Genomic DNA, 16,288 nt, shown 5'->3' on the forward strand with positions numbered 1-16,288 from the left:
GACATGCTGACAGAAGCCTGCGATGTTGGCCAAGCCAATGATGTTCTGCAGAAATTACTCTTGTGAGGTGGCTAATGGGCAGCGTTGTTGTATCCGAGTCTCGCTCTGCCGGAATGAGTACCCACCAGTTTCTCAGGGTCGCCGAAGCCATTCGCATGGAGTTCTCTCCACAAGAGGGCGAGGTCATGCGGGAAGTGTTTAGTCCAATGGATGACGGTGAGATGACATTTATCTCCGCTATGGAGCTTCCGCAGGAGGCTTTCGCTGTGTTTGTCCGGGCCGTTCAGAATGCGCATATAGCCTGTCGCCAGCGCGGGGATATCATTGTCAATGAGGGTGTTTGGCAGAAGCTGTTCGATGCTATTTCGAGTGACCCTCGTTACCTCCGATGAAGCTGGCTGGGGCCATATGTCCGCTGAGCCTTCTGCGGATCCCTGCATCCATGATGGAAGCCCATGAACGACCAGACTGCCATTCCCGTGTCGGTTGATACGGATTCCCACCAGGGCGAGTTGTACTTTGTGGAACCCAGCCGCTGGAATGACGGCATCGGGCACGGCCTGCAGTTTGCCAACGAAGCGGCGCTCTGCCGGCCGGGTATGCGTACGGTCGATCCGCCCAACGGCGACCCTGCCCAGTACCCTGAACGTCCCCATCTGGTACACGTGCCGGCGGAAGGCGGACTGCCGCGTGATTTCGAGGTGTACGCCAGCATCTGGATTGTTTCGCAGGCGCTGAAAGACGTGTTCGAGGCGGTGGACGCGCAGGGCTTCGCGTTCGCCGCGTGTGACTTCACCTTGGCCGACGGCACCGCCGGACCGCAGTACTACCTGTGCAACGTGGTTCGTGAGCTGGATGCGCTTGACGCGCCGGCTTCGCGGGTGAAGGTGAAGGTGGAGCACGACTTCATCACCGAACACGACGTGCAGTTCTTCAGCATCGCCGGTGGTGCTTCGCTGGTATTCAAGAAAGCGTTGGTGGGCGGCGCGCACATTTTCCGCCAGCCCAACAGCGGGTTCGACCCCATCTGTGACCGGGTGATGTTCGATGCCCTCAGCCACGCCACGTTGGACGGTGTGCGACTGCGGGATGCTTCAGCGCTGTAAGCCCCCCGGGCTGGCCTGGCTCAGCCTGGCCGAACGTAGCGTGCCCGGAGCCTGAAAGAGACTGGCTGCACTCGAGCCTTAAGGTTCTGCTTGAATTCGGAGTTGGGTAGGGGATGGAAATGTTTCGCCGACAATTGATCTACGTTCAAGTGCACCAAGACCACTTCATTGCTCGTACTGTCGGTGGAGATAGAACAATTCGTCGCCAGTGCCACGCCCTGGCCAATCGCGCGGGTGCGATCAGGGACTTCTCCGCCATCCGGCGTCAGCTCAAAGCGATGTTCTCGGAACTCAAGCCCGGGTTCTCACTTTTCAAGCCGTGGGCGCTTCTGCACTTTGATCCTGTGGAGTACCCGATCACGAAGGAAGAACTCGCGGAGTTTCAGCTGGTTGCCCTTCGCAGTGGAGTGAGCTTCTGCTTGCTGTCTACATGGGAACACCATCATGAAGACAAGGAACTTTTGAGTATTCTCGACTAGGATCCGGGACAGCAATTCATTCATTCGCGGCAATCAGGAAGAGAGTGCTAATCGGCATTGGGCTATTCCTGAGATCCCTGGCGCGGCCATCATTGGCCACCGAAAACGCTAGCACAGGTTCGCGCTCAAGGTTCCTCCAGTAGCGGACTTTGCACTTGACGGCCGACTGAGCAGCGCCACCAGCGGCAGGGTGCTTTCTGGCGGGCGCTGCTGTTCACGTTGCGCATGCTGCGGCGCGGTTTTCCAATCCAGCTGCCAGGAGAGCCCACTTCACGCCCTGATTCCGTGCTTTCGTCGCTCGTCATCTCCGTCTGTCAGATTGGCGTTCCTGCTTGGAGCCTGTACGGCTATGTTGCGTTCTGCCTGTGCTGGTGGATTGCGGGCAGAACTCAACTCCATGGTGGAACGGAATCTGGAACATGAAGCAGCTTCTCCTTCTTGCGTGCCTCATCCTGCCTTTTGCGGCGAGTGCCGTTGTCATTCGCGATGACGTTGACGATGCGAAGTATCGAATCGATGCGTCAGAATTTCCGGCATTGGCCGATATGCCGGGTGAAGGACATGGCGTGCTCGTTGCGTCCAAGTGGGTGGTTACAGCTGCGCACGCCGCCCCGATGGACGGCATGGGGGCAAAGGTGACCATTGGTGGACATGCCTACAAAGCCGCGCGGGTGTTCGTCCATCCGGGGTACAAGCGAATGCCTGACGCGCTGGGTCAGGAGGCGTTGAAGTCAGGCGATCCTTCGGGGATTCATGCCTTCCTGGCGGGTTCGGACGATATCGCCTTGATTGAGTTGGAGGCGCCGGTGGAAAACGTTGCCCCGGTGGCGCTGTATCGAGGCATGGATGAAGTCACGGCCGTCGCGATGTTGGTAGGCAAGGGGGCGTCCGGTAATGGGGCCCTTGGTCAAAACCCCAAGGATCCGCATCGAGGCGTGCTGAGGCGCGCCTACAATGCGATCACTGGCGCGAACGGCCGATATCTTTGGTATCGCTTCGATTCCCCGGCTAAGGGCTTGCCCCTTGAAGGCGTGCTGGGTAGCGGCGACAGCGGTGGTCCGCTCGTTGTGCAGGGTAAGCAAGGCTTGCAGCTTGTCGGACTGGGATCCTGGATCACCGCGGTTCCAGAGCATGCCCTGGAGGCCGGCTTCTATGGCCAGATGGTCTACAACGTTCGCATTTCGCGATACGTCCCGTGGATCGATGGCGTGATGTGCGCTGCGGATCGCGCTTACTGCCCCTAGGGCAGGTTCGGGGGCAGGTCTAGACGGCGGCAAGCCCACCGCTGGCCAGCCAACCAAGCGCCAGCAGGTTGATGGCCACCACCACCCAGAACCCAACCTGGAACGAGGTCTTGCGGTTCTTGTGCCGCAGCACCGCCTGGGCCAGCAATGCACCCGGCCAGCCGCCGAACAGCGCCAGCAACTGCAGCGTGTTTTCCGGCGTGCGTCGCTGCTCGTGCTGTGCGGCGGTCTTGTCGCGCCAGTACACGGCGAACGTCACCGCGCTGAGCACGGGATACACGGCGGCCAACCACAGCGGCCAGTGCCACAGCACCGATACCGTCATTACTCCAGCCAGGAACACCAACGCGATGGCGCGCCGTGGCAGTCGGTCGGGTCCTTGGCCGCGCGCAGTGTTGGGCGCCGCGCGTGGAGCGCGGCGCTTGCGGGGCGCGCTTGCCGGTGCCGAGCGCTTGCCCTGCGCTGCCATCGACTACAGCGCGTCCAGGAAGCCGCGCACCGCCGGGCCGAAGCGGTCGAAGTCGACCAGGAATGCATCGTGCCCCTGCGGTGAATCCAGGCCGATGAACTGTGCGTCGGCACCGCCGGCACGCAGGCCGTCGGCGATCTGCTGCTGTTGCTGCACCGGGAACAGGATGTCGGTGTTGGCGCCGATGGCCAGTGCCTTGGCGACCTTGATCTTCGCCAGGCCCGCGAGCACGTCGCCGTCGGCGTATTCGGCCAGGTCGAACCAGTCCATGGAGCGGCTGAGGTACAGGTAGCAGTTCGGATCGAAGAAGCGCACGAAGCGGCGTGCGTGGCCTTCCAGGTAGCTTTCCACCTGGAACTCCAGGCCAAACGGGTCGTCGTCGGCCTGGTCTGAATCCAGCCGCACGCGGCCGAAGCGGCCGTCCCACTCCAGCGCGGAGCGGTAGGTGATGACGCCCAGCTTGCGCGCCATGCGCATGCCGGATTCGGGGTACTGGTCGTCTACGTAGTTGCCGGCGTTCCACTGCGGATCGAGCCGGATCGCCTCGCGCTGCAGCGAGCGGATGGCGATGGAGAACGGCAGCGCCTGCGCGCTGCCGGAGATGTTGATGTGGCTGCGTGCGATGCCCGGGTGGAGCAGCAGCACGGCCAGTGCGGTCATGCCGCCCATGGAGTTGCCGATGACGCAGGCCAGCTGCTGGATGCCGAGCGCGTGCACGACGTCCACGGCGGCGCGGGCGCCGTCTTCGATGGAAAGTTCGGGGAAGCGCAGGCGGTACAGCTCGCCGGTGGCTGGGTCGATGGTGGCCGGGCCGGTGGAGCCTTTGCAGCTGCCCAGTGAGTTCACGCAGACCACGAACCAGCGGGTGGTGTCGATCGGTTTGCCCGGGCCGAGCATGGCTTCCCACCAGCCGGCGGCGGGGTTGTCGGTGTTGGCGGCGGCGTGGGCGTCGGGGGAGAGGCCGGTAACGATGAGGACGGCATTGCTGGCGTCGGCGTTGAGGGTGCCCCAGGTTTCGTAGGCCACGTGCGCGCCGTGCAGTTGGCCGCCGCGCTTGAACGCGAAGGGCGAGGGCAGGGCGTGGTAGCGGGTGCCGGGGGGGATGAATTCGGTCATGGGGGCATTCTAAACGGGCGCGGTGGCGGTGCTGTGGTGATGGGCGGCATGGTGTGTCGCGGTGGGGTGTTTGGTTACCGGCGTAGAGCCACGCCATGCGTGGCTTCGCGGTGGCGAGCGAAGGCCATCCACGCAGGGCGTGGAGATACCAGGCACCGCGCGCAGCCACCCATGGGGTGGCTCTACGGGTGTTCCGGCACCCCGAAGGCACGCATGGCGTGGCGTTACAGGGTTAGCTCGACCTTGCCTTTGTGGGGCAGCTTCACTGTAACCACCGGCGAATCGATGTCGCCTTGCTGGCGGTTTGCCTGGCCGCTGGCCGAGAGCCTGGCGAAGACTTCTACCGCTTCCAGGGACGACAGCTTCGCCGTCGGCATCGGGCTGTCGGCGTCGGTCAGGCGGAGCTTCAAGGGCAGGTCCGTCGCCGGGTGCTTCTGCACCGCTACCGGCATCGGCGGGCCGTCAGGCATCTTTGCAATCACGAAGACCTGGGTGCCCGGCGGCAGCTGCTTGCCGGCGGTGAGCGTCACTTCGATATCCAGGCCCATCGGCGGAGCGGTAGCTTCACCCGTGGCGGCGGGCATCCCCGCCTTCTCCCGTGCAATCGCAATCTGCTCGCGCAACGCATTGGCGGCCGCCGGTTCCAAGCGTGGCAGCAGTGCCTCCCAGGTGGCTGCGGCTTCGGCATCCTGCCCGCGCTGGCGCTGTGCGATGCCGATCAACCAGCCCGCGCGTTCGCTGTTCGGCTCCAACTGCTGCGCGTGCTTCAGCCATTGCAATGCGGTGTCGTCGAACTGTTTCGAGGCATCGCCCTGTGCACGTGCCTGTGCGGCTTCCACCAGCAGCGGCACTTCATCGGGGGCCAACGCCACGGCGCGGGCGAAGGCCTGGTTGGCCTTGTCGATGTTGCCCAGTGCGAGCTCGGAGCGGCCGAGCAGCGCCCAGCCGTCGGCGCGCTGCGGTTCGCGGGCCAGCGCTTCTTCCAGCGCCTGCACGCCCTGTTGCAGGGTTTCCGGGCCGTCTTCGGCAACGGCGTCCACGGCCTTCGGCGTGCCGACGATCATGTAGAGCGCCACGCCGGCCACGCCGATGGCGATCACCGCCGCCAGGAACGGCCCGCGCCTGCCGCTGCGGCGCAACGGCCACAGCACTGCCATGGCCACGACGGCGGCGGACAGGCCGGCAATCATCTGCATCCATTCGCTCACCAGCGCTCCTCGCTCTCGTCCATCGGCTGCACCTGGCGGCTGCGCCGGCGCACCACCCACACCAGCACACCGGCACCGCCGAGCACCAGCGCCAGCGGCCCGAACCAGAGCAGGCTGTTGCGCGTGTCCATCAGCGGGCGGTACAGCACGAATTCGCCGTAGCGGTCTACGAGGAACTGCTTGATCTGCGCATCGCTCTGCCCCTGCTGCATCAAGGCGAGCACTTCACGGCGCAGGTCGTGTGCGATCTGCGCGTTGGAATCGGCCAGCGACTGGTTCTGGCACTGCACGCAGCGCAGCTCGGCGGCCAGCGCGTGGAAGCGGGCTTCCTCGGCGGCGTCGCGGTAGTGCAGTGGAGTGGGGTCGGAGATGGCCTGGCCCTGCGCGAGTGCCGGCATCAAAAACAGCGCAATTGCCAGTAGCGCGATGCATAGGCCAGATCGTGCCCGCATGGCGCGCCCGGGCTCAGTTCGCCGGAGGCGGCGTAGTACGCGGTTGTGCATTGGCACGCTCCAGCTTCTCCAGTTCCGGCAGCAGTTTCGTATCGATCACACGCTGGCTGAGCGCGCCGCTGTATTTCCAGCGCACGACGCCGCTGGCGTCGACCAGGAAGGTTTCCGGCGCGGCGGTCACGCCCCAGTCGATGGCGGTGCGGCCTTCGATGTCGCTCAGCACCAGTACGAACGGATTGCCCAGCTGTTCCAACCAGCGCAGCGCATCGGCCGGTTCGTCCTTCCAGTTGTAGCCGATCACGCGCACGCGCTTGGTTTCGGCAAAGCGGGTCAGGATCGGGTGTTCTTCGCGGCAGGCCGCGCACCAGCTGCCCCACACGTTGAGTACGTAGGGCGCGCCGCGCAGCTGGTTGCTGCTTACCTTGATGCTGGGGTCGTGCAGCACCGGCAGTTCAAAGGCCGGGGCCGGCTTGCCGATCAACGCCGAAGGCAGGATGTCGCGGTCCGGCGCGCCGGACTTCATCACCCCGTACACCATCAGCCCGAGCAGCCCGAAGAAGAACAGCACGCCAATGACGATGGCGACAGGCGGCAGCGGACGGGAGGCGGGGCGGGGGTCAGACATGGAACTACTCCTGGAGACGACGGAAGCGGCGGTCGGCAGCGGTAACGAAGCCGCCCAGCGCCATCAGGAGTGCGCCGAACCACACCCAGCGAACGAAGGGTTTGACGTGTACGCGCACCGCCCAGGCATTGTTGCCCAGTGGCTCGCCCAGCGCCACGTATACGTCGCCGCGCACGCGGGCGAGGATGCCGGCTTCGGTCATGGTCTGGCCGCCGCTGGCATACGCGCGCTTTTCCGGGTGCAGCAGGGCCAGCTCGCGGCCGCCGTGCAGTACCCGCACATGGCCACGGTCGGACACGTAGTTGGGGCCCTGCTGGTGGTCCACGCCTTCGAAACGCAGGGTGTAGCCGCTCACTTCGAGCGTCTGGCCCGGGGTGAGCGCGACTTCGCGCTGCACGTTCAAGGCTTCCACCAGCAAGGCGCCGACCAGGAACACGGCCACGCCGGTATGGGCCAGCAGCATGCCGACCATTTCCGCATTGAAGCGGCCGTTGCCGCGCAGGCGCGTCCACACAAAGCGCGCGGTGCCGAGCGCGACCCACGCGGCCGCGGCCACGCCCGCGGCGGCCTTGAGCTTGCCCTGCGGCGCCATGAACCACGCCAGCACGCCCAGCAACAACGCCAGTACGGCCCACGGTGCCAGCAGCGCCAGCCGCTTGGAGGCCTGGTCGCGCTGCCAGTTCACCAGCGGCCCGAACGGCAGCAGCGCCACCAGCGGCGCCATCAATACGATGAACAAGGTGCCGAAATACGGCGGCCCCACAGACACCTTGCCCAGCCCCAGCGCGTCGGCCAGCAGCGGGTACAGCGTGCCCAGCAGCACCATGGCGCAGGCACCGGCCAGCAGCAGGTTGTTGGCAAGCAGCAGGGTTTCGCGCGAGGTGGCCATGAAGCCGCGGCGCGGATCATCGTTGCCCAGCGCGCCCGCACGCAGCACGTAGAGCAGCAGCGCGGCACCCACCACCAGCGCAAGGAAGGCCAGGATGAAGGCGCCGCGCGAGGGATCGGCGGCGAACGAATGCACGCTGGTGAGCACGCCCGAGCGGACCAGGAACGCGCCCAGCAGGGAGAGTGCGAAGGCGGCAATCGCCAGCAGCAGCGTCCAGCTGGCGAAGCTGCCGCGCTTTTCGGTCACGGCCTGCGAGTGGATCAGCGCCGCACCGGCGAGCCACGGCATGAAACTGGCGTTCTCCACCGGGTCCCAGAACCACCAGCCGCCCCAGCCCAGTTCGTAGTACGCCCACCAGCTGCCCAGCGCGATGCCCAGGGTGAGAAAGCCCCAGGCGACATTCGTCCACGGCCGGGTCCAGCGCAGCCAGCGCGCGTCGACGCGGCCGTCGAGCAGTGCGGCGATGGCGAACGCGAACGGCACCGCGAAACCGACGTAGCCGATGTAAAGCATCGGCGGGTGGATGATCAGCCCCGGGTCCTGCAGCAGCGGATTGAGGTCGCGGCCCTCCAGCGGCGCCGGCAGCAGCCGCGCGAAGGGGTTGGAGGTGAACAGCAGGAAGGCGATGAAGCCCAGGCTGATGATGCCCATGACGCCCAGCACGCGTGCGCGCACGGTGTCGGGCAGGCGCTGCGACCACAGCGCCACGGCGCCGCCCCACAGTGCCAGCACCAGCACCCACATCAGCAGCGAGCCCTCGTGCGCGCCCCACACGGCCGAATAGCGGTAGGCCAGCGGCAGCAGGGTGTTGGAGTTTTCGGCCACGTAACGCACCGAGAAGTCCTGCTGCACGAAGGCAACGGTGAGCACGGCGAAGGCGCCGGCCAGCAGCGCCAGCTGCGCGAAGGCGGCCGGGCGGGCCACGGCCATCCACGCGGCGCGATCGCGTTGCGCGCCCCACAGCGGCAGCACCGCCTGCAGCAGGGCGGCCAGCAATGCGCAGATCAGCAGGACCTGCCCGAGCTCAGGCAGCACTCAGCGTGCCTCCACGGCGGGCACCGGCACGTCGTGCTTGGTGTGGGCCTTGCCCATTTTGTCGGCCACTTCCTTGGGCACGTAGTTCTCGTCGTGCTTGGCCAGCACTTCATCGGCGATGAAGCGGCCGTCCTGCAGCCGCCCGCTGGCGACCACGGCGGTGCCTTCGGCGAACATGTCCGGCAGGATCCGCGAGGTGGTGACCGGCAGGGTGGCGTCGCCGTCGGTGACCACGAAGTGGGCGTCGAGCGAGCCTTCGGCGCGCTGGAACGAGCCCTTCACCACCATGCCGCCGAGGCGGAAGTTCGATTGGGTACCTTGCTCACCGCGCAGCACCTCCGAAGGCGTGTACAGGTAGGCGATATTGCGCTGCAGGGCGAACGCCACCAGCGTGGTGGCCAGCCCGGAAGCCAGCAGAATCAGAAGCACCCACACCATGCGGCGCCGCTGTACCGGCGTCATCGGCTCAGCTCCGTGGCCAGCGGGGTGGCCGGTACCTGGCTGTCGCGCGCGCGCTGCCGGTGCTGGCGCTGCAGTGCCTGGCGGCGGGCGGCGCGCAGCCGCAGCCGGGTGCCGAGCGCATCGGCGGCCAGCACCAGCACGAATACCGAAAACGCGGCGATGATGAAGGGCAGGTGGGTCATCGCGGCAGCTCCTCCAGCGGTGCGGCGGCGGGGCTGCCGAAGCGTTCGGCGACCCAGGCCTTGCCGGCGTCGCGGGAAATGTTGTCGGCGCGGGCCTTGCCCAGCAGCGAGCCGGCGAACCACAGCTTGGTGCCGATCACCATCCACCACAACGGTGCGATGAGTTCCGGGCGCACGGCGCTGTCGCCGAACACGTTGATGGACTGGCGCTGGTGCAGGCCGCCCCACCAGTCCACCGAGTAACGGATGATCGGCAGCAGGCCGACGCCGACGATGGCCAGCAGCCCGGCCGCGCGCGCGGCGCTGCGGCGGTCTTCGATGGCGTGGTACAGGCCGATGACGCCCAGGTACAGGAACAGCAGGATCAGTTCGCTGGTCATGCGCGGGTCCCAATCCCACCAGGTACCCCAGGTGCCCTTGCCCCAGATGCTGCCGGTGAGCAGGGTGATGAGGGTGAAGCCGGCGCCCATCGGCGCGCAGGCCATGGCCAGGATCTCGCAGATCTTGATCCGCCAGACCAGCGCGATGACCGCGTAGAAGGCCATGAGCGCGAACACGAACAGACTCATCCACGCGCTGGGCACGTGGATGTAGATGATGCGGAAGGCGTCGTGCTGGTTCTGTTCCGGCGGCACCACGAACAGGCCCTGCCAGAGGCCGATCAGCAGGACCGGCAGCGCGGCCACGTAGAACACGCGCGACCAGCGCGCAGCGAAGCGGTCGAAGGTGGGCGGCGAACCGAGTTGGTGGAACCAGCGGACAAGGCTATTCATGCAGCGATGGCTATCCAGCTAGGGAAAAACAAACCAGCAGAAACAAACCTGACATCAATTCAACGAAATCCGAATCGCTGCCGCGGTCGCCAACGGCGCCAACACCAGCGCAACCACCAGCCCCGCACCCAGCAGCAGCAACGCACCCACCGGGTCCTGCCCGCGCGCCGCCGCCGCCACACTGCCTGCACCGAACACCAGCACCGGCACATACAGCGGCAACGCCAGCAACGCCACGAGAATACCAGAGCGCCGGATGCTCACCGTCAGGCCTGCCACCACCCCGCCGATCAGGCTGAGCAGGGGCGTGCCCAGCAGCAACGATGCCAGCAACATCGGCAGTTGGTCATGTGGCAGATGCAGCATTTCGGCCAGCAGCGGGGTGACCAGGATCATCGGCAGGGCGGTGGTGGCCCAGTGCACCAGCACCCGCACCAGCACCAGCCAGGCCAGCGGCACGGGGGCGAGCAGCCATTGCTCCAGCGAACCGTCCTCGGCATCGCTGCGGAACAGCGAATCCAGCGCGAGCTGCCCGGCCAGCAGCACGGCCAGCCACAGCACGGCGGTGGCCACCTTGGCCATCAACGGCGGGTCGCGGCCCAGCGCCAGCGCGAACAGCACCACCACCAGCAGCGCGAACAGCAGCGGCTGCAGCGCATCGCCACGGCGCCGCCACAGCAGGCGCAGGTCGCGGCCGGCGAGGGCACGCGCGGTCTGCCACAACCCCGGTTGGGTACCCGGCGCGATCATGCGAAATCCCCCGGTTGTGCCGGCCGTTGGTCGGCTATCGAATCCTGTAGCGCCGGACTCTGCCCGGCCGCGCCCAACGTCACCAATCGCGTCCTTACGGGCGGCGCCGCATACGCCCCATGCGTAGTCACCAACGCCGCCCCCCCACTGCGCAGGTGCGCGGAAATCATCCGGTTGACCAGGTTGATGCCCTCCAGGTCCAGATTCGCGTAAGGCTCATCCAGCAACCACAGCGGGGCAGGCGAGAGCCAGATGCGGGCCAGCGCCAAGCGTCGCTTCTGGCCGGCCGAGAGCTGCCGCACCAAGGTGTTCTCGTAGCCCGCCAACCCGACGATGGCCAGCGCATTGCCCGGCATCTGCCGCGCCCGCCGGCCATGCAGGCCGCACAGGAAATTCAGGTTCTCCAGCGTGTCCAGATCCGGCTTGAGGCCGGGCAGGTGGCTCAGGTAGGCCACGAACTGCGCCCGCTCGCGGTGCCCGGCCGGGCGCCCGTCGATCTGGATGGTGCCGCTGCCCGGGCGCAGCAGCCCGGCCAGCACCCGCAGCAGGGTGGTCTTGCCGGCGCCGTTGTCGCCCTGGACCAGCAGCGCCTCACCGGCATCGACCTGCAGGTCCAGCGGCCCGAACACCGGTTCATCGTTGCGACTGAAGGCCAGACCGTGGGCGGCCAGCAACGGAGGGGTATTCGAAGAATTCAGCATCGGCGCAGTGTACCGGTGCGGCGCGGCCGACCGGAAGGTTGGCCGGATCCGCCCGTCACGCCCGTGGCGGATTTCGTACACTTCAGGGTCTCCGCCTTTGATTTCCGGTTGCCGATGAACCCCCAGACCAAGCTGCCCAAGGTGGGCACCACCATTTTCACCGTGATGTCCCAGCTGGCCGCCGAGCACGGCGCCGTGAACCTGGGCCAGGGCTTTCCGGATTTCTCGGCGCCGCAGCGCCTGGTCGATGAAACCATCAAGGCCATGCACGCCGGCCTGAACCAGTACCCGCCGATGACCGGCGTGGCCCCGCTGCGCCAGGCCATCGCGCAGAAGTCGCTGGACCTGTACGGCGCGCAGATCGACCCGGATGCCGAAATCACCGTCACCAGCGGCGCCACCGAGGCCATCTTCAATGCCATCCACGCCGTGGTCCGCCCCGGTGAGGAAGTCATCGTGCTCGACCCTGCGTACGACTGCTACGAACCGGCCATCGACCTGGCCGGCGCCCGCGCCGTGCACGTGCCGCTGGACCCGCAGACCTTCGCGGTCGACTGGGACCGCGTGCGCGCCGCCATCACCCCGCGCACCCGCCTGCTGATGGTCAACACCCCGCACAACCCGTCGGGCGCGATGCTGACCGCCGACGACATGCAGGCGCTGGCCGACGTGCTGCGTGGCACCGGCATCTACCTGATTTCCGACGAAGTCTACGAACACATCATCTACGACGGCCGCCGCCACGAATCGGCGCTGCGTTACCCCGAGCTGCGCGAGCGCGCGTTCGTCATCTCCAGCTTCGGCAAGACCTACCACTGCACCGGCTGGAAGATCGGCTACGCGGTGGCGCCGCCGGCGATGACCGCCGAGTTCCGCAAGGTGCACCAGTACAACACCTTCACCAGCTTCGGCCCCGCCCAGTACGGCTTCGCCGCGATGATCCGCGATGAGCCCGAGCATCACCTTGAACTGGGCGCGTTCTACCAGGCCAAGCGCGATGCGTTCCGCGCGCAGCTGCTCACCACGCGGCTGAAGCCGTTGCCGGTACCGGGCGGCTATTTCCAGTTGGTGGACTATTCGGCGATCAGCGACCTGCCCGACCATGAGTTCGTGAAGTGGCTGACCATCGAGAAGGGCGTGGCGGCCATTCCGCTCTCGCCGTTCTACGAAACCGCGCCGGCAGGCCAGCGCCTGGTGCGGCTGTGCTTCGCCAAGAACGACGCGACGCTGAGCGCGGCGATCGAACGCCTGCAGGTGCTGTGATGACCGCCGCCCCCACACGTCCCGATCTGCGCATCTCGCTCATCCAGGGCAATACCCGCTGGCACGACCCTGAGGGCAACCGCGAGTACTACGGCGCGCTGCTGGCCCCGCTGGCCGGGCAGAGCGACCTGGTGATCCTGCCGGAAACCTTCACCAGCGGTTTTTCCAACGACGCGATCTTCCGTGCCGAAGGCATGGACGGGCCGACCGTGGCCTGGATCCGCGAGCAGGCGGCCACGCTGGGCGCGGCCGTGACCGGCAGCGTGCAGCTGCGCGTGGGCGAGGCGGTGTACAACCGCCTGCTGTGGGCCACGCCCGACGGTGAGCTGCAGTACTACGACAAGCGCCACCTGTTCCGCTACGGCGACGAGCACCTGCGCTATGCCGCCGGCAGCGAGCGGCTGAGCGTGGAGTGGAAGGGCTGGCGCATCAATCCGCAGGTCTGCTACGACCTGCGTTTCCCGGTGTTCTGCCGCAACCGCTACAACGTGGAGCGCGCGGACGACATGGATTTCGACCTGCAGATCTTCGTTGCCAACTGGCCCTCGGCCCGCGCCTACCCGTGGCGGACCCTGCTGCGCGCCCGTGCGATCGAGAACCTGTGCTATGTGGCGGCGGTGAACCGTATCGGCGTGGATGGCAACGACCTGCACTATGCCGGCGACAGCGCGGTGATCGATTTCCTGGGGCAGCCGCAGGTGGAGATCCGTGAGCGCGAGCAGGTGGTGACCACGACGATTTCGGCTGCCGCGTTGGCGGCGCACCGGGCGCGGTTCCCGGCGATGTTGGATGCGGATGGTTTTGATATTCGGTAGATGGATCCGGCCGTTGGGCGGGGGGCGCATGATTCTGGGGTTACGTGGTTGACAGCCATGGGCTGTCACTACGCTTGGGTTCTGGCACCGCTTGGTTGACAGCCATGGGCTGTCACTACTGAACGGTGGTTGCATGCGTGTGGGGGGGGCTCATGCCGACCACACACGCGCGCTGCTAGATTCGGGGCCGTTCTCCCTTCGTATGAGCGCACCGCAATGAACAAGCTTTCCCTGGCACTGATCGCGCTGGCCGGTTTGGCCATCGTTCCGGCCGCGCAGGCGGCCGGCAACATCGATTGCGAGCTGAAGTACAACCTGTCCGGCTGGTCGGTGTTCTACAAGACGGCCAACGGCACCGGCACGATCACCTGCGACAACGGCGCGCGTATTCCGGTCAAGATCAGCGTCAAGGGCGGCGGCCTCACCGTAGGCAAGTCGACCATCACCGACGGCAAGGGCAGGTTCTCCGGCGCGTATTCGCTCGATGATCTGATCGGCTCCTACGCCTCGGTGGAAGCGCACGCCGGCGCCGACAAATCCAGCAGCGCGCAGGTGGTGACCAAGGGTGATGTCTCGCTGGCCCTGGCCGGTACCGGCAAAGGCTGGGACCTGGGCGTAGCCGGAAGCCGATTCACCATCGAGCGCCGCTGACCCCGGCCTGTCACACCGAAAAAACACACCTGCTGCTTAAAATCCCCTGCCTGCGGGGGACACGTGAGGCGTGGCCGTATCACTGCGGGGTGATGTCATGTCGGTACAGAACGGCAGGCGGGAAGGTCTGTGGACCTTGGTTGGCTTCAACGGCGAGCTGCACGAGCCCGGTTCGCACTGGCAGATACTGGGCAACGGCCGGCGCGTCTACAACCCGGTGCTGTGCCGCTTCCACAGCCCGGACCCGCTCAGTCCATTCGGCAGGGGCGGGGTCAACGCCTATGCGTACTGCGGCTGCGACCCGGTCAACTACACCGATCCCGACGGCACCTTTGCGCTGCCCTTGATGATGCTCGGGCTTGCCGCTGGTGCGGGCGGAGCGGCCGCCGCTGCGCTGGCCAGTCCGTCCAACAACGAAGGTGGCGGCAGTGCGACCCCCTGGATCGTCGGCGGCGTGATTGCGGCGGTGGCGTTGCTGGCGGGGGCAGGTATAGCCGGTCGGGGTCCAGCGATGAAACTGCTGGATTCCAGTCGGTCCCCCCGGGGGGCGACATGGGCGAACCGTGCCGGTGGTACTTCGTCAGGGGTCCCGAGAGCACCTTCCCCGGCGCCACCGCCGCGTCCTGCCAGCCCGCCAGCGAGCACGGCGCGCAGCAGCTCTCCTGGTCCGGAGCGTGGCCCGAACTCCGTTCGGCGTGACAAGGACGGGATATTGGTCAAGCGCATGGACGAGCTTCCCTCACCAGTCAGTAAAAGGATCGAGGCGATCCGAGATTTCGGGCCGCGCGGACGGACGCCGGATCCTGCCCAGGTGCGAATGGCCAAACCTTACGACAATGCGAACGGTCGGCTTCCGCCTGACCGCACCGGGCACTACTACCACCGACACCTGGTGAATTTGGGGACAGGGCATGGTTACGAGGGCTGGCGCATCGTCACCGGGAGCAGCAGGCAGGGGCTGCATGTGGTGTACGTGACCCCGAACCATGACGCCAGTTTCTTCAAGGTCAACGATTGGAGCGGTTACCGGTAGCCCGAGGACCAACAGCACGAGAGCCCCCTTCGTGTTGAAGGGGGCGCGCCGAGGGCGCGGGGATCAGGTGGTATGCGCGGGCAGCAATAGAAAAAAACCGGCCATTGGCCGCTTTTATTCTTATTGCTGCGTGCTGGCCCAAGCGAAGTGTCCGCGTTCTGGCTCGGGCAGCTTGGGCAGGGTGGTGTACATGGTGCGTACCGCCCAGCATGCATCCGCAGGAGTAGCGCCGGGCAGGTTGCTCATCACGGTGCCGATACGCTCGCGCTCGGCTTCGGTGGGGATCAACTGCACGAGGCTGACGGCGGCGGCATTGACCTGCGCTTCGGTCACCTGCTTCTTCGGCAACTGCTGTAGTTCGGCCACGGTGGCGGCGTAGGCGATATCAAACCATTCGTCGATGGCGCCCTGCGGCATGGTGGCCAGGGTTTCCAGCATGCGTTCGGTGGTGCGGGAGACTTCGGCGGGCGTGGTCGCCTTGGCGATTTCCCCGCACTGCGCTTCCGGCAGCTTCTGAAGCAACTGACCCACCAGTTGCGCGCGGCGCTCCAGCATCGGCAGCTCGAGGCGGCCCAGGCCGTTCATGGCCAGCATGGCGCCCATTTCCTGCGCCTGGCCCGGCTTGAGGCCCTTCATGCGTTCCATGTACGCCGGTTCGTGGATCAGCTTGCGCGTGACCCGGTCGACCGGCGCATGCAGCGGGGAGGTTTTGGGGAACGGGTTCTGTGATGCAGCCAGTTCTTCCTGGATTTTTCCGCAGCCGGCCAGGCCGAGGGCCAGTACGCACAGCATCAATACACGCAACATCCTTGTCATGTAGCACCCATTTTAGATTTTTAGTGATTTGGGGGAAGCGGACTAACAGTCCGCTCTACCAGTCCGCTCTACCGCTCGTGTCGCCGGTAGCAGCGGACCGTTGGTCCGCTGAGCTTGTTCAACCGCCGCGCGGGCCGCCACCACGGTGACCGCCGCCGCCGGGGCCGCGGTTGCCGCCGGGACGCGCGCCGCTCGGGCGACCGCCCGGGCCACCCGGAC

At 66.3% G+C, this 16,288-nt stretch carries 20 protein-coding genes; 8 read left to right on the forward strand and 12 right to left on the reverse strand.

Going from position 1 to position 16,288, the window contains the following annotated elements; genetic code table 11:
- The first annotated feature begins 113 nt into the window (after positions 1-113).
- From ACREPD_RS08065 to ACREPD_RS08080, 4 genes are all read left to right on the forward strand, one after another.
- Positions 114-392, forward strand: a complete 279-nt coding sequence (locus tag ACREPD_RS08065; RefSeq protein ID WP_431598826.1) for a hypothetical protein — start codon at positions 114-116, stop codon at positions 390-392.
- Between the two features lie 63 nt (positions 393-455).
- Positions 456-1,106 (forward strand): imm11 family protein, encoded by a 651-nt coding sequence (locus ACREPD_RS08070; RefSeq protein WP_431598827.1) that lies wholly within the window; start codon positions 456-458, stop codon positions 1,104-1,106.
- A 113-nt stretch (positions 1,107-1,219) separates the two neighbouring features.
- Positions 1,220-1,585 (forward strand): hypothetical protein, encoded by a 366-nt coding sequence (locus tag ACREPD_RS08075; RefSeq protein WP_431598828.1) that lies wholly within the window; start codon positions 1,220-1,222, stop codon positions 1,583-1,585.
- Positions 1,586-2,004: 419 nt separating this feature from the next.
- Positions 2,005-2,829 (forward strand): trypsin-like serine protease, encoded by an 825-nt coding sequence (locus tag ACREPD_RS08080; RefSeq protein WP_431598829.1) that lies wholly within the window; start codon positions 2,005-2,007, stop codon positions 2,827-2,829.
- A gap of 19 nt (positions 2,830-2,848) precedes the next feature.
- Here the strand turns inward: ACREPD_RS08080 and ACREPD_RS08085 are convergent, their stop codons facing one another.
- The 11 genes from ACREPD_RS08085 to ccmA form a co-directional block, all read right to left on the reverse strand.
- Positions 2,849-3,154 carry a DUF1294 domain-containing protein gene (locus tag ACREPD_RS08085; protein ID WP_431598830.1) on the reverse strand — a complete coding sequence of 102 codons (306 nt, stop codon included), beginning with the start codon at positions 3,152-3,154 and terminating at the stop codon, positions 2,849-2,851.
- Between the two features lie 147 nt (positions 3,155-3,301).
- Positions 3,302-4,414: a homoserine O-acetyltransferase MetX gene (gene metX, locus ACREPD_RS08090; RefSeq protein ID WP_431598831.1), complete on the reverse strand. Its 1,113-nt coding sequence runs from the start codon at positions 4,412-4,414 to the stop codon at positions 3,302-3,304.
- Between the two features lie 224 nt (positions 4,415-4,638).
- A complete protein-coding gene (locus tag ACREPD_RS08095) occupies positions 4,639-5,622 on the reverse strand; it encodes a tetratricopeptide repeat protein (protein ID WP_431598832.1) in 984 nt (327 codons plus the stop codon).
- Positions 5,619-6,074 (reverse strand): cytochrome c-type biogenesis protein, encoded by a 456-nt coding sequence (locus ACREPD_RS08100; RefSeq protein ID WP_431598833.1) that lies wholly within the window; start codon positions 6,072-6,074, stop codon positions 5,619-5,621. Before ACREPD_RS08100 ends, ACREPD_RS08095 begins: the two co-directional genes overlap by 4 nt.
- A 13-nt stretch (positions 6,075-6,087) precedes the next feature.
- Entirely contained in the window at positions 6,088-6,699 is a 612-nt protein-coding gene (locus ACREPD_RS08105) for a DsbE family thiol:disulfide interchange protein (RefSeq protein WP_431598834.1), read from the reverse strand.
- Between the two features lie 4 nt (positions 6,700-6,703).
- Positions 6,704-8,623 carry a heme lyase CcmF/NrfE family subunit gene (locus ACREPD_RS08110; RefSeq protein WP_431598835.1) on the reverse strand — a complete coding sequence of 640 codons (1,920 nt, stop codon included), beginning with the start codon at positions 8,621-8,623 and terminating at the stop codon, positions 6,704-6,706.
- Positions 8,624-9,085, reverse strand: coding sequence for a cytochrome c maturation protein CcmE (gene ccmE, locus ACREPD_RS08115; protein ID WP_431598836.1), 462 nt, complete (start codon positions 9,083-9,085; stop codon positions 8,624-8,626).
- A complete protein-coding gene (ccmD, locus tag ACREPD_RS08120) occupies positions 9,082-9,267 on the reverse strand; it encodes a heme exporter protein CcmD (protein ID WP_431598837.1) in 186 nt (61 codons plus the stop codon). The genes ccmE and ccmD overlap by 4 nt, the downstream gene beginning before the upstream one ends.
- The gene (gene ccmC / locus ACREPD_RS08125) at positions 9,264-10,040 is read right to left on the reverse strand and encodes a heme ABC transporter permease CcmC (RefSeq protein ID WP_431598838.1); all 777 of its coding nucleotides are present in this window, start codon (positions 10,038-10,040) and stop codon (positions 9,264-9,266) included. Before ccmC ends, ccmD begins: the two co-directional genes overlap by 4 nt.
- 54 nt (positions 10,041-10,094) lie before the next feature.
- Positions 10,095-10,790: a heme exporter protein CcmB gene (gene ccmB, locus ACREPD_RS08130; RefSeq protein WP_431598839.1), complete on the reverse strand. Its 696-nt coding sequence runs from the start codon at positions 10,788-10,790 to the stop codon at positions 10,095-10,097.
- Positions 10,787-11,491: a heme ABC exporter ATP-binding protein CcmA gene (ccmA, locus tag ACREPD_RS08135; RefSeq protein WP_431598840.1), complete on the reverse strand. Its 705-nt coding sequence runs from the start codon at positions 11,489-11,491 to the stop codon at positions 10,787-10,789. Before ccmA ends, ccmB begins: the two co-directional genes overlap by 4 nt.
- Positions 11,492-11,605: 114 nt before the next feature.
- Between ccmA and ACREPD_RS08140 the strand changes: the two genes are divergently transcribed.
- From ACREPD_RS08140 to ACREPD_RS08155, 4 genes are all read left to right on the forward strand, one after another.
- Positions 11,606-12,754, forward strand: a complete 1,149-nt coding sequence (locus ACREPD_RS08140; RefSeq protein ID WP_431598841.1) for a pyridoxal phosphate-dependent aminotransferase — start codon at positions 11,606-11,608, stop codon at positions 12,752-12,754.
- Entirely contained in the window at positions 12,754-13,569 is an 816-nt protein-coding gene (locus ACREPD_RS08145; protein WP_431598842.1) for an amidohydrolase, read from the forward strand. The genes ACREPD_RS08140 and ACREPD_RS08145 overlap by 1 nt, the downstream gene beginning before the upstream one ends.
- 216 nt (positions 13,570-13,785) lie before the next feature.
- Entirely contained in the window at positions 13,786-14,220 is a 435-nt protein-coding gene (locus ACREPD_RS08150) for a hypothetical protein (protein WP_431598843.1), read from the forward strand.
- A gap of 97 nt (positions 14,221-14,317) precedes the next feature.
- Entirely contained in the window at positions 14,318-15,253 is a 936-nt protein-coding gene (locus ACREPD_RS08155; RefSeq protein WP_431598844.1) for an RHS repeat-associated core domain-containing protein, read from the forward strand.
- Between the two features lie 120 nt (positions 15,254-15,373).
- Here the strand turns inward: ACREPD_RS08155 and ACREPD_RS08160 are convergent, their stop codons facing one another.
- Complete coding sequence (locus ACREPD_RS08160; RefSeq protein WP_431598845.1) at positions 15,374-16,069, reverse strand: hypothetical protein; 696 nt, start codon at positions 16,067-16,069, stop codon at positions 15,374-15,376.
- Between the last annotated feature and the right edge of the window lie 219 nt (positions 16,070-16,288).

This window comes from Stenotrophomonas sp. (genome assembly GCF_050737075.1).
Lineage (GTDB): Bacteria > Pseudomonadota > Gammaproteobacteria > Xanthomonadales > Xanthomonadaceae > Stenotrophomonas.

What these genes read in the sequence shown, in the direction of transcription:
- ACREPD_RS08155 (WP_431598844.1), top strand. Translation starts at nt 14,318, where the DNA reads ATGTCGGTACAGAACGGCAGGCGGGAAGGTCTGTGGACCTTGGTTGGC.
- ACREPD_RS08140 (WP_431598841.1), top strand. Translation starts at nt 11,606, where the DNA reads ATGAACCCCCAGACCAAGCTGCCCAAGGTGGGCACCACCATTTTCACC.
- ACREPD_RS08085 (WP_431598830.1), bottom strand. Translation starts at nt 3,154, where the DNA reads ATGACGGTATCGGTGCTGTGGCACTGGCCGCTGTGGTTGGCCGCCGTG.
- ccmD (WP_431598837.1), bottom strand. Translation starts at nt 9,267, where the DNA reads ATGACCCACCTGCCCTTCATCATCGCCGCGTTTTCGGTATTCGTGCTG.
- ccmB (WP_431598839.1), bottom strand. Translation starts at nt 10,790, where the DNA reads ATGATCGCGCCGGGTACCCAACCGGGGTTGTGGCAGACCGCGCGTGCC.
- ACREPD_RS08100 (WP_431598833.1), bottom strand. Translation starts at nt 6,074, where the DNA reads ATGCGGGCACGATCTGGCCTATGCATCGCGCTACTGGCAATTGCGCTG.
- ccmC (WP_431598838.1), bottom strand. Translation starts at nt 10,040, where the DNA reads ATGAATAGCCTTGTCCGCTGGTTCCACCAACTCGGTTCGCCGCCCACC.
- ccmE (WP_431598836.1), bottom strand. Translation starts at nt 9,085, where the DNA reads ATGACGCCGGTACAGCGGCGCCGCATGGTGTGGGTGCTTCTGATTCTG.
- ACREPD_RS08105 (WP_431598834.1), bottom strand. Translation starts at nt 6,699, where the DNA reads ATGTCTGACCCCCGCCCCGCCTCCCGTCCGCTGCCGCCTGTCGCCATC.
- ACREPD_RS08065 (WP_431598826.1), top strand. Translation starts at nt 114, where the DNA reads ATGAGTACCCACCAGTTTCTCAGGGTCGCCGAAGCCATTCGCATGGAG.
- ACREPD_RS08150 (WP_431598843.1), top strand. Translation starts at nt 13,786, where the DNA reads ATGAACAAGCTTTCCCTGGCACTGATCGCGCTGGCCGGTTTGGCCATC.
- ACREPD_RS08145 (WP_431598842.1), top strand. Translation starts at nt 12,754, where the DNA reads ATGACCGCCGCCCCCACACGTCCCGATCTGCGCATCTCGCTCATCCAG.
- ccmA (WP_431598840.1), bottom strand. Translation starts at nt 11,491, where the DNA reads ATGCTGAATTCTTCGAATACCCCTCCGTTGCTGGCCGCCCACGGTCTG.
- ACREPD_RS08160 (WP_431598845.1), bottom strand. Translation starts at nt 16,069, where the DNA reads ATGACAAGGATGTTGCGTGTATTGATGCTGTGCGTACTGGCCCTCGGC.
- metX (WP_431598831.1), bottom strand. Translation starts at nt 4,414, where the DNA reads ATGACCGAATTCATCCCCCCCGGCACCCGCTACCACGCCCTGCCCTCG.
- ACREPD_RS08075 (WP_431598828.1), top strand. Translation starts at nt 1,220, where the DNA reads ATGGAAATGTTTCGCCGACAATTGATCTACGTTCAAGTGCACCAAGAC.
- ACREPD_RS08080 (WP_431598829.1), top strand. Translation starts at nt 2,005, where the DNA reads ATGAAGCAGCTTCTCCTTCTTGCGTGCCTCATCCTGCCTTTTGCGGCG.
- ACREPD_RS08070 (WP_431598827.1), top strand. Translation starts at nt 456, where the DNA reads ATGAACGACCAGACTGCCATTCCCGTGTCGGTTGATACGGATTCCCAC.